General features: G+C 45.9%; 14 protein-coding genes and 1 other annotated feature (1 of these 15 cut by a window edge). Of the genes, 7 read left to right on the forward strand and 7 right to left on the reverse strand.

Features of this window, described 5'->3' with window-relative positions; all coding sequences use genetic code 11:
* Positions 1-91 precede the first annotated feature (91 nt).
* Positions 92-1,366 (forward strand): methyl-accepting chemotaxis protein, encoded by a 1,275-nt coding sequence (locus tag ACN6NF_RS05335; protein WP_025364187.1) that lies wholly within the window; start codon positions 92-94, stop codon positions 1,364-1,366.
* A gap of 89 nt (positions 1,367-1,455) precedes the next feature.
* Here ACN6NF_RS05335 and ACN6NF_RS05340 read toward each other — a convergent pair whose 3' ends face one another.
* Positions 1,456-1,668 carry a hypothetical protein gene (locus ACN6NF_RS05340; protein WP_025675499.1) on the reverse strand — a complete coding sequence of 71 codons (213 nt, stop codon included), beginning with the start codon at positions 1,666-1,668 and terminating at the stop codon, positions 1,456-1,458.
* Between the two features lie 140 nt (positions 1,669-1,808).
* Between ACN6NF_RS05340 and ACN6NF_RS05345 the strand changes: the two genes are divergently transcribed.
* Positions 1,809-2,591: a YwaF family protein gene (locus ACN6NF_RS05345; protein ID WP_474315829.1), complete on the forward strand. Its 783-nt coding sequence runs from the start codon at positions 1,809-1,811 to the stop codon at positions 2,589-2,591.
* 112 nt (positions 2,592-2,703) lie between these two features.
* On the opposite strand, the gene ACN6NF_RS05350 is transcribed toward ACN6NF_RS05345, so the two are convergent.
* Positions 2,704-3,495, reverse strand: coding sequence for an SDR family oxidoreductase (locus ACN6NF_RS05350; RefSeq protein WP_474315830.1), 792 nt, complete (start codon positions 3,493-3,495; stop codon positions 2,704-2,706).
* Positions 3,496-3,699: 204 nt separating this feature from the next.
* Between ACN6NF_RS05350 and ACN6NF_RS05355 the strand changes: the two genes are divergently transcribed.
* On the forward strand, positions 3,700-5,133 hold the full coding sequence (locus ACN6NF_RS05355; RefSeq protein WP_474315833.1) for an N-acyl-D-glucosamine 2-epimerase: 1,434 nt from the start codon (positions 3,700-3,702) through the stop codon (positions 5,131-5,133).
* A gap of 115 nt (positions 5,134-5,248) precedes the next feature.
* Positions 5,249-5,920, forward strand: coding sequence for an MgtC/SapB family protein (locus tag ACN6NF_RS05360; RefSeq protein ID WP_025678842.1), 672 nt, complete (start codon positions 5,249-5,251; stop codon positions 5,918-5,920).
* 215 nt (positions 5,921-6,135) lie between these two features.
* Here the strand turns inward: ACN6NF_RS05360 and ACN6NF_RS05365 are convergent, their stop codons facing one another.
* Both ACN6NF_RS05365 and ACN6NF_RS05370 read right to left on the reverse strand, forming a co-directional pair.
* Positions 6,136-6,813 carry a peptidylprolyl isomerase gene (locus tag ACN6NF_RS05365; RefSeq protein WP_474315835.1) on the reverse strand — a complete coding sequence of 226 codons (678 nt, stop codon included), beginning with the start codon at positions 6,811-6,813 and terminating at the stop codon, positions 6,136-6,138.
* 330 nt (positions 6,814-7,143) lie between these two features.
* Complete coding sequence (locus tag ACN6NF_RS05370; protein ID WP_474315837.1) at positions 7,144-7,401, reverse strand: YqkE family protein; 258 nt, start codon at positions 7,399-7,401, stop codon at positions 7,144-7,146.
* A gap of 131 nt (positions 7,402-7,532) precedes the next feature.
* Between ACN6NF_RS05370 and ACN6NF_RS05375 the strand changes: the two genes are divergently transcribed.
* On the forward strand, positions 7,533-8,765 hold the full coding sequence (locus ACN6NF_RS05375) for an MFS transporter (protein ID WP_474315840.1): 1,233 nt from the start codon (positions 7,533-7,535) through the stop codon (positions 8,763-8,765).
* Between the two features lie 87 nt (positions 8,766-8,852).
* Positions 8,853-9,032 (forward strand): aspartyl-phosphate phosphatase Spo0E family protein, encoded by a 180-nt coding sequence (locus ACN6NF_RS05380; protein ID WP_474315841.1) that lies wholly within the window; start codon positions 8,853-8,855, stop codon positions 9,030-9,032.
* A gap of 67 nt (positions 9,033-9,099) precedes the next feature.
* On the opposite strand, the gene ACN6NF_RS05385 is transcribed toward ACN6NF_RS05380, so the two are convergent.
* Complete coding sequence (locus ACN6NF_RS05385) at positions 9,100-10,002, reverse strand: DMT family transporter (protein WP_474315843.1); 903 nt, start codon at positions 10,000-10,002, stop codon at positions 9,100-9,102.
* 160 nt (positions 10,003-10,162) lie between these two features.
* Between ACN6NF_RS05385 and ACN6NF_RS05390 the strand changes: the two genes are divergently transcribed.
* Complete coding sequence (locus ACN6NF_RS05390) at positions 10,163-11,023, forward strand: TrmB family transcriptional regulator (protein WP_474315845.1); 861 nt, start codon at positions 10,163-10,165, stop codon at positions 11,021-11,023.
* Positions 11,024-11,107: 84 nt separating this feature from the next.
* Here ACN6NF_RS05390 and ACN6NF_RS05395 read toward each other — a convergent pair whose 3' ends face one another.
* Both ACN6NF_RS05395 and ACN6NF_RS05400 read right to left on the reverse strand, forming a co-directional pair.
* The gene (locus ACN6NF_RS05395; RefSeq protein ID WP_474315847.1) at positions 11,108-12,730 is read right to left on the reverse strand and encodes a DUF1593 domain-containing protein; all 1,623 of its coding nucleotides are present in this window, start codon (positions 12,728-12,730) and stop codon (positions 11,108-11,110) included.
* A 235-nt stretch (positions 12,731-12,965) separates the two neighbouring features.
* The gene (locus tag ACN6NF_RS05400) at positions 12,966-14,048 is read right to left on the reverse strand and encodes a bifunctional 3-deoxy-7-phosphoheptulonate synthase/chorismate mutase (RefSeq protein ID WP_013369718.1); all 1,083 of its coding nucleotides are present in this window, start codon (positions 14,046-14,048) and stop codon (positions 12,966-12,968) included.
* Between the two features lie 84 nt (positions 14,049-14,132).
* Positions 14,133-14,266 (reverse strand) — a binding site (T-box leader) (it continues 140 nt past the right edge of the window).

A 14,266-nucleotide genomic window follows, 5' to 3' on the forward strand; every position in this document is an offset into this window, starting at 1 on the left:
TATAAGTGTCTGTGAAAAATACTACTAGAAATGTAGCAATTTTATGGTAAAATGGAATCAAATTTGAGTTTTTTGGGGTGGGCTACAGTACATGAAGATGTCACTAGGTACGAAAATGGTTACTGCATTTGTCTCAATTTCAGCAATAACCTATGGAACAAGCGCTTTTTTTATTTTTGTACTCAAGGACTGGCTTGCTCATGGTACACAGGAATGGGTATACACCTCGATCATTTTGTTATTGGGTGTCCTGTGGAGTGGCATTTTGGGCTGGTTGATCTCAAAATTACTTACACGGCCGATTGTTAGGTTGGCCAAGGCGGCAGAGGAAGCTTCGGCGGGCAACTTGTCTGTCGTCATTCCAGAGCGTCGTTCAGATGATGAAATCAAAGTGTTGTACGATGCATTTCGGCATCTGATGCTGAACATTAAAGATATGTTCAATGAAATCTCGTATAGCACCAGAACAACTTCGCAAAGTGCAGAAAATCTGAGCTTGGCTATTGTGCAGGCTACAGCGCAAATCGAGTCCATGTCTACGGTGGTAGAAGATATTTTGGATGGCGTGGAGCAGCAAAAGCAAGCTTCTGCCCAATCTATTAAAACAGCGGATCGAATGCTAGGCGATTTTAAAATGATGCGTAGCAAATCGGGGCATATGCTTGAACTGTCAGGCCATATGGAGCATTCGGTGGATTCGACACAGACTGTATTTTCATCCCTGATGGATGGCATGGGTGAGCTGACAGCTTCACATAGTCGTTCACAGCAGGTGATTGCACGACTGGAAAAAGAAGCTTCACAAATTGAAGCGATTACAAGCACGGTGAAGGATATTGCCGAACAGACCCATCTGTTGGCGCTGAATGCTTCTATAGAAGCGGCACGTGCGGGAGAAGAAGGGAACGGCTTTGCTGTAGTGGCGCACCAAATTCGTGCACTTGCCGCCCAAAGTACGGAGTCTGTACAGCAAATTAATGCGATCGTTAGCCGTGTACAGTCACAAATCGTAGAGACCGTGGAGTTGATGCATCAGCAAACGTCTTTGGTCAGTGCTGAGGCGGAACGGACAAGCTCTGTCGATCAGACGCTGAACCGTTTGAACGCTATTGTACGTGAATTTGTCGAAAGCATTCGCACCATGGAAGAAGCCGTAACAGAGCAGACGAATCGGGTGGATCAAACCTTTGAGCAGATTCATCGTATCCAGCAAATGTCAGGGGCGTTCTCTGAAGGTGCTCACAAAATTTATACGGCTGCTCATGAGGAGACGGCTATTATGCAGGAAATCTCATCCTCTTCCGAGGACTTGAAAGTGCTTACGAATAAACTCATGATGAAAACACGTGGAATCAACTATAACTAAAAACGTCATGTGAGACATGATGCATATCCATAAAACGTAGCTGCTACACACCGGAAAACGAAACAAAATGGTTCTCCGGTGTGTGGTGGCTATTTTTTAATTTCAAAAAACTCACATTGTTTTCTGGGATGGTAAGCCAGGTCACTGACGCTAGACTGCACAACGATGGTCTGATCGTCAAAACGGATTATAGTGCCGCCTGAGCCAATCAATTGGTCATCTTGAAATACCCGGATACGAAGATGGCGTTCCAGTGCCTCGCTGAAATCCTGATCTGTAATTAATCGGCGATTAATCGGCATGAGTGTTCTCCTTTGAATATAATATCTTTTATCATAAAGGTTAAGGTATTGAACAAGCAAGAAAGATGGCTAGAACATATTCGGCTATTTGGTATAAAATAGAAGGTGCAAAGAGAGAAAGAAATCGAAGGGGGCTTCCAATGGACTGGCTATGGTCAGGGTCTTGGTTCGATGCGTACGCACCGGAAGGGTTTGAAGCTTTTAGTCCGTCACATGGGTTGGCTATACTGGGGCTCATGGTATGCGCTTTGCTGCTGTGGCTGACTCGGGGATGGATTCGGTCGAATAAGCCTGTAAGTGAGGGAATTCGTTGGTTATTAATTACAATCCTCATTCTCTCAGAGCTGACTTTGAATATATGGTATGTGGCACAGCATATTTGGGATGTCCAGACATCATTGCCCTTAGAGCTGTGCAGTGTGACACTGCTGTTGTCCATCCTGATGCTTATGTTCCGCAACCGCTGGTTATATCCGGTGGTCCTGTTTGCCGGAATTGGGGGAGCACTCCAAGCAGTACTCACCCCTAATTTGGCTTATGCCTTTCCACACTATCGTTTTATCCATTTTTTTGTAGCTCATAGTGCTATTATTTTGGCTGCCCTATATATGACCTGGATCGCAGGACTCCGACCGACATGGAAGAGTGTAGGAGGAGTTATGCTATTTCTCAATGGCTTGGCGTTGATGGTGTGGATTGTAGACCGTGCGCTCGGTGCCAACTACATGTTTTTGACCGGAAAGCCGTCGACACCATCGATATTGGATGTTTTGGGACCCTACCCTGTTTATATTTTGGCAGAAGAGGTCATCGCGCTGCTATTCTTTTCTCTTCTGATGCTGTTGTTTGAGGTGCTGCCAGGAGGCAGGTTGTGTGTCCGCCTTCGCAGAGGAGATGTGCATGGTGCTGACAGGGCGCTATAAAATGGTTGTAAAGCCATGCAAAAGCAGCCTTTTCCACTAATGATGACTTGGGATAAGGCTGCTAAGAATGCCTGAGCAGTAGCTTATACGGGGACAACGATCCCCTTTATGCTTAACGCAGCAGCGATTCTGCTCCGTCTACATAGATCTCTGTACCCGATACATGAGATGATTCATCTGAGGCGAGAAACAGGACCAGATTGGCGACCTGCTCTGGCTCACCGGGAGCATCCTCCAGCGGATGCTCTCCGCCCTTCGGAAATTCGACTGGGATTTGTACCTTCTTCAAGTCTTCGGTAGGGTACGTGTTATCATTAATTTTCGTGTCGATAGCTCCTGGGCATATCGCGTTGACTCGGATTTTGTAACGTGCCAGCTCCAGTGCTGCCATTTTCATAAAAGCAACCTGAGCCGCCTTGGTGGAGGCGTAAGCTGAGAACCCAATACCCGAAAAGGTTCGGTTACCGTTGATGGAGCTGGTGATGATAATGCTGCCGCCGTGTTCTTTCAGGTATGGAACAGCATATTTAACGGTGGCGAAGGTGCCGCGTAGGTTAATGTTCATCGTGCGGTCCCATTCCTCCAGCTCCATGGTCTCGATAGGGGTCATGGTGCCATTAATGCCTGCGTTGGCGAACACGATATCCAGCTTTCCGTATGTTTCCGCGACTTTAGCGAACCCCTGCTGAATCATGTCTGGCTTGGCAATATCACATTCCAGCACAAGTGCTTCACCGCCTGCCTGCTCAATGATTGCTTTGGTCTCCTCTGCATGCTCAGGTGTCCGATCCAGCATGACTACCTTGGCGCCTTGTTCTGCAAAACGAATGGCGGTTGCTTTACCGATTCCTGAACCGCCGCCGCTGACCACTGCTATCTTTCCTTGCAATCTCTGCTCTGCCATTGACTATTCCTCCCATTCCGTTCATAAGCTAAACCTGACTCGTTATTCCAATACCTCTGAACGCTAATGGTGAAACAGTAACAGCTGTATTTCATCCCATTTGCGAAATATGGTAACATAGGCGAACCAGTAGGAACTTATAGCCCAAACCTGTAGATTCTGAGCAAGGATCGGAGAGGACGCGAGTGACGGAGGTGGATCGAATTGGATAATAAAAGAAATGACCGACCCGGATCGTCAGACTCTATAACACGAATCGGAAAAATAAAACCATGGGCTCTATCTGGTCCCAGTATTCAAATTGATCCGTTGTTTCCCTATTACGCCAATCGGTCACGGGATAGCATAGCGGATGAGATCGCCCTTGCGGGCTACCAGACCGTGCATTATTTTGTCGTGCGTGAAAATGAAGTGGACGGAGCGCTTGTTGCTGCTTTTCAGCGTAGAGGCATCGCGGTGTGGGCGATGGTGCTGGGCAACGGTTCATTCGGTGTGTCCCAGCTGCCGCCAGCGTGGAAGGAATGGCGCATGGAGCTGCTGCGCGAGCCCAATGACGGTTTTCAGCGGCTTTCGCATTTTGCCCAGGAATATGTGGAATGGAAAAAGAAAGCCGCTGCCCGGCTCGTCACCGATATTCCGTTTGATGGCTTTGAGGTGGCGGAGCCTTATTTCCCCGAATGGAACGGGCTGCGCAGTGGAGTGTACGGGGATATTGGGCCGCATGCACAGCGTGCCTTCCGCGCGCGCTACGGTGAGGATATTCCAAATTTTCGTGATAAGCATGCGCAGAATTACTACCGGAAGGTCCCGAAGCTGTACGCGCAGTGGGTCGATCTGCGCGTGGACGCCGTGAATGGGCTCATTTGTGAGCTGGTGAACGGCACAGGCGGTGTGCGTGATGTCCGGCCGGACATCTGCGTGGCGACCTGGTCGCTTGCTGTGAGCGGACGCGGCGATGTCCTCGGCCAGCTACGGGAATGGCAGGGGCTGGACGCGGTAGCCATGATCGGGAGCGTAGCCCCGGATATGCACGTACTCCAGACCCATTGGCCGGACTGGATGCGCCGCCGCCTGCCGCCACAGTATATTCGCGGCTATGCTCGCATCGCGCAGTCCACACGCGCCGCTTATCCAGGCTTGCCCCTCGGAGTGCAGGCAGATATCGGTTCGCTCGCGCGGATGGTTCGGGACCGCGAGTGGACGCGGCAATTCGGGGCTACCGCCCTGGAGGGCGGCTACAACGCCTGGACTGCCTATGAATACCATTTGGGAGGCTACATGTACGATGAGCCTCCCGTACCTCTTAAGGCGGAGCGTTCCGCCGAAGATGAGGTGATTATTTCTTTCAATAAGCGAATTGCTACGCCGTCTTTAGATGAGCTGCGTATTTGGAGCCGGGAGGACAACGCAGATTCAACTCGCGCTTTAAATCGCAAGCCAGCAAAGGTTTCACGAACACTGCTAGAGCTTGTAGATGCAGCAGCAGACGGAAACCGCCTATTGCTCCGTGTACGCAATTTACCATCAATGGCATTTAGTATGCGTATAGACGGTGTGCAGGATACACCAGAGCTGTGGCTACTCAAGGGAAGAAAGGCACATCGCAATCTTCCCGAACATGAAGTGAAGGTTCCTTAAAATTTGGGTAATAACAAACTAACAGCTGTATAACGGCTCATTTGCCGGAGCATCATGAATTATATATTAAGGCAACATCTTTTCATAACATCAACAATAGTGGAGTGAAAAAGGTATGTGGGATTGGGATTACCTGATTCGGGTCATGTTTGCCGGATTGTGCGGCGCATTAATCGGCTATGAACGTAAAAGTCGAATGAAGGAGGCTGGCATTCGCACGCATTTCATTGTCGGGATCGGGGCGTCGCTTATGATGGTGGTATCCAAATATGGTTTTCAGGATCAGACTGTATGGTCTAACCTGTCGCTGGACCCTTCCAGAATAGCAGCGCAGGTTATAAGTGGAGTCGGCTTTATCGGCGCAGGAATGATTTTTACACAAAAAAATAGAATCAAAGGGCTTACCACCGCTGCGGGCATCTGGACTACAGCTGGCATTGGTATTGCTGTCGGTGCAGGAATGTATGGGCTTGGCGCGGGTGTAACGCTGTTTATTTTGGCGGCTCAGTCTTTGCTCCATAGTCGTTTTTATCAGATGGCTACCCCGTCCACACGGCAAGTGGTAGTTCAGGTTGAAAATGAGCCGGGCGTACTGAATCAAATTAAAGAACTGCTGGAAAACAAAAAGCTGACCATTCACAGCTTTCACGCCGAGCGCATCAATAACGGTGAGCAGTTGATGGTTCATATGCTTCTAAAGCTGTCCCGGTCTGAGGGAGTAGAGGAATTGTTGTCACTGCTGCAAGAGATGGAAGGCATCCGCTCAGTCGAGACCAAATCCAATTAGAGGACTTTACTGCGTATCAGGTAACTTTTTGTCGAATGCTAACAGCCCATGTAACAGAAAAAAACTTTAAAAATAATGATTGAAAACGCTTCCTTTTGTGTATATACTCTTACTACATCCTAGAGACAGCAGCTTAGAAAGCATCAGGGGATAAGCAAAAACGACCTCATGCCTATGCATAAGGTCGTTGCGGTTATCCCGTTTTGAAAGATGGATTATTTTACTTTTACAGGTTCTGGATATTTTTTACCCAGCGTATCAACAGTAACTTTTTTCATCGTAGCCGGTTTGATGGGTTTGTCATTGCTATCCCGCTTGGAGTTGACGATAGCGTCGACCACGTCCATTCCAGACGTTACTTTACCGAAAGCGGCATACTGACCGTCGAGGTAGTCCGCATCGGCAACCATGATAAAAAATTGCGATCCGGCTGAATCCAGATCCGCTGAGCGGGCCATGGATAATACGCCACGTGTATGTTTGAGTGTATTGTTAACGCCGTTACTCTTGAATTCCCCTTTGATACTGTAGCCTGGGCCACCTGTACCGTTACCTTGCGGATCACCACCCTGAATCATAAAGCCTGGGATGACGCGGTGGAAAATGGTACCGTTATAAGCTCCCTTTTGCACCAAGGAGATGAAATTGTTAACCGTGTTCGGTGCTACTTCCGGATACAGCTCAAGCTTGATTTTCTTGCCATCGTTCATGACAATCGTGACAACTGGATGTGAAACAGCCTTGCTTTTGTCTTTAGTTGCAGCGGGAGTTGTGGTGCTTGTCCGGCTTGCAGCTTCCACATCGGTGGCTTTTGTGCCACATCCGGCAACCAGCACGAGCATGATGGCCAGCAGGCACAATGTGTACCATGGGCGTATCGATTTTCGGTTCATTGATATTCCTCCTGAAAGGTTGGATGGTGTAACATCCTAATTTATAGTTTGGGGACAGCGCAGAACACTTTTCCATTTACTATCATACCTTTTTTGTTGGGGATAAGGAAATACGGGTTTGAAAGCCGTATTCTTGACCCATACTGCTGCTATTCCCAAGGAAAGGGGCAGGATCATGATGGAGGTAGACAAAAAGCTGGCTAAAGGTCTCATATGGGGTATGGCGTTCAGTCTGCCGGTTTGGGTAGGAGTGCTGTACTCAGTACAACATATTCGTGACTGGCTATAACATAAAGTGTAAAGATAGGCCAAAACCGCAATGGTTTTGGCTTATTTATATTTGTGCCAGTCCAAATCGCTGTTATTCAACAGGTGTTCAAAGTTGTTGTCTAGCTTCTTTTGTTCAGCTTTTTTTGCTTCAAGGGCACGTTGCCGTTCGTCTTCTTTACGTTTGTCCTGTTCTGCTTGTGCTTCATTGGCTTGAGCCTTAAGCTTGTTCAGCACGTCCTGACTCAACAGATCCTTTAACGTAGCAGGCTTGTCCTGAGCCGCAGGAGTAGGGAAAGACGAATTTCTCTTTTTAGCCATGTCATCATCTCCATTCCATTCGATTATATCAGCTTCTTCGTGGTTGTTCCACGGTGAAAGGCTATGGTTTACGGTAGACTTTTCTAATTTAGAGGGTAATAATGGAATGAACAGAAGGGACGTGTGGCAGCATGCATCTGTATTGGAAGCGAAACCTGATTGTTTTGTGGATTGGAGTATTGTTTTGCAGCATGGCCTATTCCGTGTCGATTCCGTTTTTACCTATTTTTCTGAATACGGAATTGGGCGTTAACGATCATCTGGAACTATGGTCGGGGATTGCCTTTGGAGTTACTTTTTTAGCGAGCGCGTTGATCGCCCCGTTTTGGGGTTCACTGGCAGATAAGTATGGACGTAAGCCAATGCTGATTCGTTCAGGTTTTAGCCTGGCTGTATTGTATCTGGTATGTGCTTTAGTGACAGACCCATATGTATTTGTGGGAGTTCGCTTGTTTCAAGGGCTCCTCTCCGGATTTATTCCTGCGGCGATTGCGCTGGTCGGAACGAACTCGCCTGAAGAAAAAACGGGCTATGCCCTTGGCATTATGGCGACTGCTGGAGCGACTGGCAGCATTATAGGTCCGCTGATTGGTGGTGTGGTGAGCCATTATTATGGCAATCGAAATGCCTTTTTTTTCTCAGCGGCTCTTGTTCTGGTATCTGCGTTCATCGCGACATTTGGCACTAGAGAGGATAGCTTCAAGGGAACCAGTACCCGCTCGCATGTTCGGGATGATATCAAGGAAGCTATTGCGAATCGGCCGTTGTACTTTTTGCTTATTCTGGCTGGATTAAGTACCTTTTCCGTCATGATCTTGGAACCGTTAATTACGGTGTATGTGCTTGAAATGGGTGTGGACCGTAGCCATGCGTCTTTAAGTTCTGGAATTGTATTCTCAGCTGTAGGCATCGCGGCGGTGCTGATGGCTCCCCGATGGGGCCGGATTGGAGGAAAGATTGGCTTTGCCCAAGTGCTGCTGATTGGACTGATCGGTTCGGGAATCGGGAACATCTTGCAGTTTTTTGTAACCAACTTTGTTGGTTTTGGTGCGCTTCGGTTTGGATATGGATTGTTTTATGCGTCTGTCATGCCAGCGATCAATGCAATGACTGTGGAAGTCACCAAGCCGGAGTTTCGCGGACGAGCCTTTAGCCTGAATCAATCAGCTACCCAACTCGCGACGATGGCGGGACCGCTGATTGGCGGCATGCTTGGTAGCTGGATGCCCATTCGCTGGATCTTCGTATTAAACGGTGGCATCTTGCTGGTTGCAGCGTTGTTGCTATGGGCGAAGGGGAAAAACGTTTTCCCGCTTTCAGCCAAAAATAACGCAACGGATCAGAATATTCATTCTGCCGGATAGGACAACTAGATAATTATCCCAAACCCTTACTTTTAGTATATTATTCATAACCCTTTACACTGATCATATGACAGGGAGGGATATATTATGATAAGAGACGACATTTTGCGTCAACAGCTTGAGAATGCCCGTCAAAAGCTGTATATTTTGCAAGCAGAACATGGTTTTAGTCATGCCAGTGTGCTCAAACAGTCTGTAATTATGGATAACCTCATCAATCAATATAACCACCTTTTTTATATAAAGGAAAAAAAGCCGACTGCATAGATATAACCCACTGGGCGAGAACTTTTAGAAAGGCCACTCGCCCTTGTATTGTAGGACTGCAATATCTTTAGGTACGGCTTGTTTGATGTGCACTCATCAATACCCCTATAATAACAACCAAACCGCCAATGATTTGGCGCCATGTAATCGTTTCGTGCAATAGTAAAACAGAGAACAACACCCCAAATATCGGTACCAAATTCATTAAAGAAACGGAACTGCTCGGTGACAGCTTGATTAATCCGTAATTATAAAGCAAAAATGCGATAACGGAGCAGAACACACCTAGATACATTAGCAACATAAACGATCCCGTTGTCGGAGCCTGCCAACTATCCTTTTCTAATAGGGCTAACGGTATAAAAAAGATACTACCTGCAACGGTTTGATAAAAAGATAACGTCACCGGCGGATATTTGTCCACCAACTTGCGCGTCATGAAAGTGTAAAACGCCCACGCAAATCCGGTTCCAATCAATATTAAATTTCCGATGAGCTGATTCTTACCATCCGGGCTTTCGCCAACGGAGGTTAAGAAATATACCCCAATCATGGCCAGTGCTATACCGCAGATTTTATATTTGGATAATTTGACTTTATACAAAATAAATTCAAGCAGCGATGTAATTGCAGGATACGATGCGACAATTAATGCTGCGTTGGAAGCGGTCGTCAGGCTAACCCCTATATTCTCCATTGAAAAATAAAGAGTGATTCCCAAAACCCCACTAAACGAAATCGTAGCCAAATCCTTTGGCTTTACTTTGACATGTTCTTTTTTGATCAGCAGAACGATACCTAGTACGATGGAAGCTATGATAAATCTGGATAGACCCAAGGTAAGAGGAGGGAACGTCGTATAGGCTGCTTTGGTGGCAATAAACGATGTGCTCCAGATCAATAGGGCTAGAATCGTAGAAGTATAGTAAATCCGGTTGCTTTCGCTGTGATGAGCTATGACATTGTTCAAGTTATATCCTCCCTGAGTTCATCCCCTATGAAATATGATAGTGATAGTAGCTACTATAGTTACTACTATGAAAATGCTACTAAAAAGATAATTTGTATATCAGTTTTTGTCAAGGGGAAGTGATATAGTAAGGAAGAACATGAATTGAGGAGAAGACGTCATGAAATCAAAACCAAATATATTAGAAATTCTACGTGATTTGAATTTTAGTGAATATGAGGCCAAAGCTTATGTGACCTTATTGGAAAGCTCTCCACTTTCGGGATATGCCGTTTCATTGAACTCTGGAGTACCGAGATCCAAGATTTACGAGGTTTTGTCGGGAATGGTCAACCGTGGGGACATCATGGTAAGTCAAGAAAATACACCTCTGTATGTGCCGCTTCCTCCACATGAATTGATTGCCCAGAGAAAACGCAAAGCAGAACAGATTTTTAATGTGGCGCAAGAGAGTTTGGAGCAGTATACAGCATCGTTTCAAAACAGAGAGAACATCTGGAATATTTCGGGTTATGAAGCCATTATCAATCGCATCAACGAAGGCGTGAAGGGAGCAAAACACCGAATTTTACTGGAAATTTGGAAAGAGGATGCCGAGGTATTCCGGGATGCCTTAGAGCAAGCTGCTCAGCAAGGAATTGAGGTGATCCTTGTAGCCTATGGTGATCTTGACTTTGATTTTGCTACTGTTTACCGCCATGATATGAGTGAGGAGATTACGTCCGAAATCGGTGGTCGATGGATTGTGCTTAGCGTGGATGACCGGGAGGTTGTAGCTGGCATACTTTCACTTGGTGATGACAGCCGCGCTGCATGGACGCTACACCCGGGTCTTGTAATGCCGATTACGGAAGTGATTATTCATGATATTTATATCATGGAAATCCTATATGAGTTCCGTGAAGAATTGGAGGCAAAATTCGGCCCTAATCTAATCCATCTTCGCAATAAATTCGCTATGGGTCCGAATGGAAAAGGATATTATGTTCCTTTGACCGAAAAAAGCATTAAACGTGTATAGAGATTGTCCGAGGTTCGATATGCCAAAATAAAAGGCCCATGGAGTATGATTCCATGAGCCTAATTTATTGAATGCTGTGCTCTGTTATTTTACGGTTACAATCACACGCTGATAATGTTTCAAAGAATGTTTACCATTGTCCTGTACTTCTGCAATGATATGAATCGTATTTCCAGACTTCGCATCTGCCGGAACTGTGAAAATTGCTGTATTTGTGTCGCTACCTTGCAAATCAATCGTGTCTACGTTCTCGCCTTTAGCTACTTCTCGATGAAGCCCAAGCTGCATATCACCCAGCATTTCAGGTTTAACCTGCGCGGGTTGGACTTTAGAATCTTCATAGGTATCAGCTTCAAAATATCTCCACCACTTATAGGTTAACGCATCACCGTCAGGATCTGTCCCTTCTGCATGCAGAGTTATTTTCTCCCCTGGACTAGCTGTTAGGTCTAATCCTTCTTTAATGGTCAATGTTGGATTATGGTTGGCAGCTTTGTAGTCAGATGCAACAGCCCAATCTGCACGGGCAGCAAAGTCATTTTGAATATCATCAAACCAACGCATCAGAGAATACTCTGCTTCGAATTTTTTCGTATGCACATCATAATCTAACACCGTATTTCTAAATAATTTATCATTAACGACGCCGAAACGACCTCCCCAGCCACCATAGGTTGGGTTTTCCATACTCCGTAATCCGTTATCAATTAAATAGAAGAAGGATGGAGAATCTCCTTCAGAAATAAAGTCATACTTGTCGTATTGTGGGTTTTTCTTTAAGTAGGCTTCACTGCCTCTTTGTTCTTCATCCAATTCACCTTTGATGATATTGCCATCGCCCATCAAGGCATACATATTCAGCAGCTTGCCATGACCATCTTTAATATTTTTGAAGTTCCATTCCCCGTGCAACTTGCTGTTTACTTCTTCCGTGTGCATTTTCCAAGCATAAGCGAAATGCCAGAAGTTAGATTGATCATTGATAATTCTGATGTCAGGCCAATTTTTGGCGATGTAATTATTGTAGCTATCGTCTTGGTCCAAAATGATATACAGAACGAGTTTATCACTTACTTTTTTACGAATCGTTTCCCATTGATCTGTATTTTTATATTCGTCTTCAATGGATTTCAGAGCTCTGGCTGTGGTATTGGTTCCACCCCAGGTTTGTACATACAGATCTCTTTGGTCATCGTCCAGGAAAAGTGTTTTCAGGAAATTGGAACCTTCCGTTTCCTTGTCCATTTCACCTTTATTTGAAATATTTCCGATCTTGGTAACGCTTTTAATATATTCAGGTTTTGGATACCCTTCAGCATGTTTGATTAAGTTAGGGTAAATCTCTCCGTAGGCATCAATCATATCCGTTACCCATTGGGTTCCGGTCCATCTGACTGGCTTGATGCCGGCCTTTTCATCACCTGCATAATGATATACGGAGCTAGTCAGTACAATTCCGGACAAATCCATTTCGTTAGAGTAGAGAAGAAAGCGTATGACTGAGTTCATATCATCTACTTCTCCGTCAGTAGTAATAACCGTTCTAGCCTTGGTCGCTTTATTTTCCACTTTATTTCCCGCTGGTTGTTCTGTTGGAGCAGTGCTTTCATCCTTTACAACGGCTGGGGTCTTACCACTACAACCACTTATGATTAAAATACTTATCATAGCTAACAAAAAAATGCTTAACCCTTTTCTTTTTCTCATTTCTGTTCCCCTCTCTGAACGTTCCTATGATAATTTTTTAGGATTATAACCATGCAGGTATTCTTATTATTCAAGAATTGGGCATAAAAAAACCTAAACATATATATGTCTCAACAAAAGTCGAGCATATATACATTTAGGTTTTGCCTGCATGATCAGTCACAATCCTGATTAGATTCTACATCATAATCTGACAAAATGAAAGCGGTTTATGACTCTTAGCACAAAATTAGTTTTACGCTTTGAATAAACCAGATTCTTTAACTTCAGACAGGAAGTTGTGGAATTCAGGGATGTTCAGCTGTTGCTGAGCATCGGACAAAGCGACTGCCGGGTTCGGGTGAACTTCTACCATGATGCCGTCGGCACCAGCTGCCAGGGCAGCCTTGGCGCAAGGAGCCAGGATGTCCTTACGTCCTGTAGAGTGAGTCACGTCCACCAATACAGGTAGATGGCTTTCCTTTTTCAAAATCGGAACAGCGGAAATATCCAGCGTGTTACGTGTCCATTTTTCATACGTACGAATACCGCGTTCAATCAGCATGACTTGTGTATTACCACGAGAAACGATGTATTCAGCAGCATGAAGGAACTCTTCCATGGTGGCAGCCAATCCGCGTTTGAGCAGAACCGGAGTTCTGGTTTCACCCGCAGCTTTCAGCAATTCAAAGTTGTGCATGTTGCGCGCTCCAATTTGAATGATATCGATGTATGGGATCGCTTCCTCCAAATGTCTTGGATCGACGATCTCACTGATTGTAGCCAGTCCGAACTCGTCGCCAACGCGTTTGAGAATTTGCAGGCCTTCAATACCCAGTCCTTGGAAATCATACGGAGATGTACGCGGTTTGAACGCGCCACCACGCAGAATCGGCACACCGGCTTCCTTGAGAGCCGCACCTACCTCGCGCGTTTGTTGGTAGCTTTCCACTGAGCAAGGACCTGCAACCATGATGGAGGCTTTGCCGCCCACCAGTGTATCTTTAACCTTGATAACCGTGCTATCCGGCTGATTTTTGCGACTGACGATCAGATGTTTTTTGTGTTCTTCTTTTTGATAGTTCAGAGAAGCCTTGAAAATATTTTTGAACAACTGGCGAATCGTAGCATCATCGAAAGGTCCACGATTAGCTGCGATCAGCTTGTCCAGCATTTGTTGCTCACGCACTGGATCAAAGTCAGGTACCCCTTGAGCTTCTTTCAATTTTCCAAGTTGTCCCGCCAGTTCAGCGCGTTGGGACAGCAGCTCCAGCAATTGCAAGTTTGTAGCATCGAGCTGTTCCCGCAACAGCTCCAAAGAATTTTCATTGGTTGACATACAGTACACCCTTCCCGAATTTAAATTGTTTTTTCTTTCAGCCCTTAGACTTTTTGCAGAAAATAACACAAAAAGGCACTCGTCGCAAGGGACGAATGCCGTGGTACCACCCTAATTACAGAAGTATACATGCAAGTCGTCAACGTCATTCAATCGACGGCAGTAACCTCTGAGCTTGATGCCCGTAACGGGGGCTTCCGGAAACCTCTACTGCGGCC

This window comes from Paenibacillus sp. TSM33 (assembly GCF_056099025.1).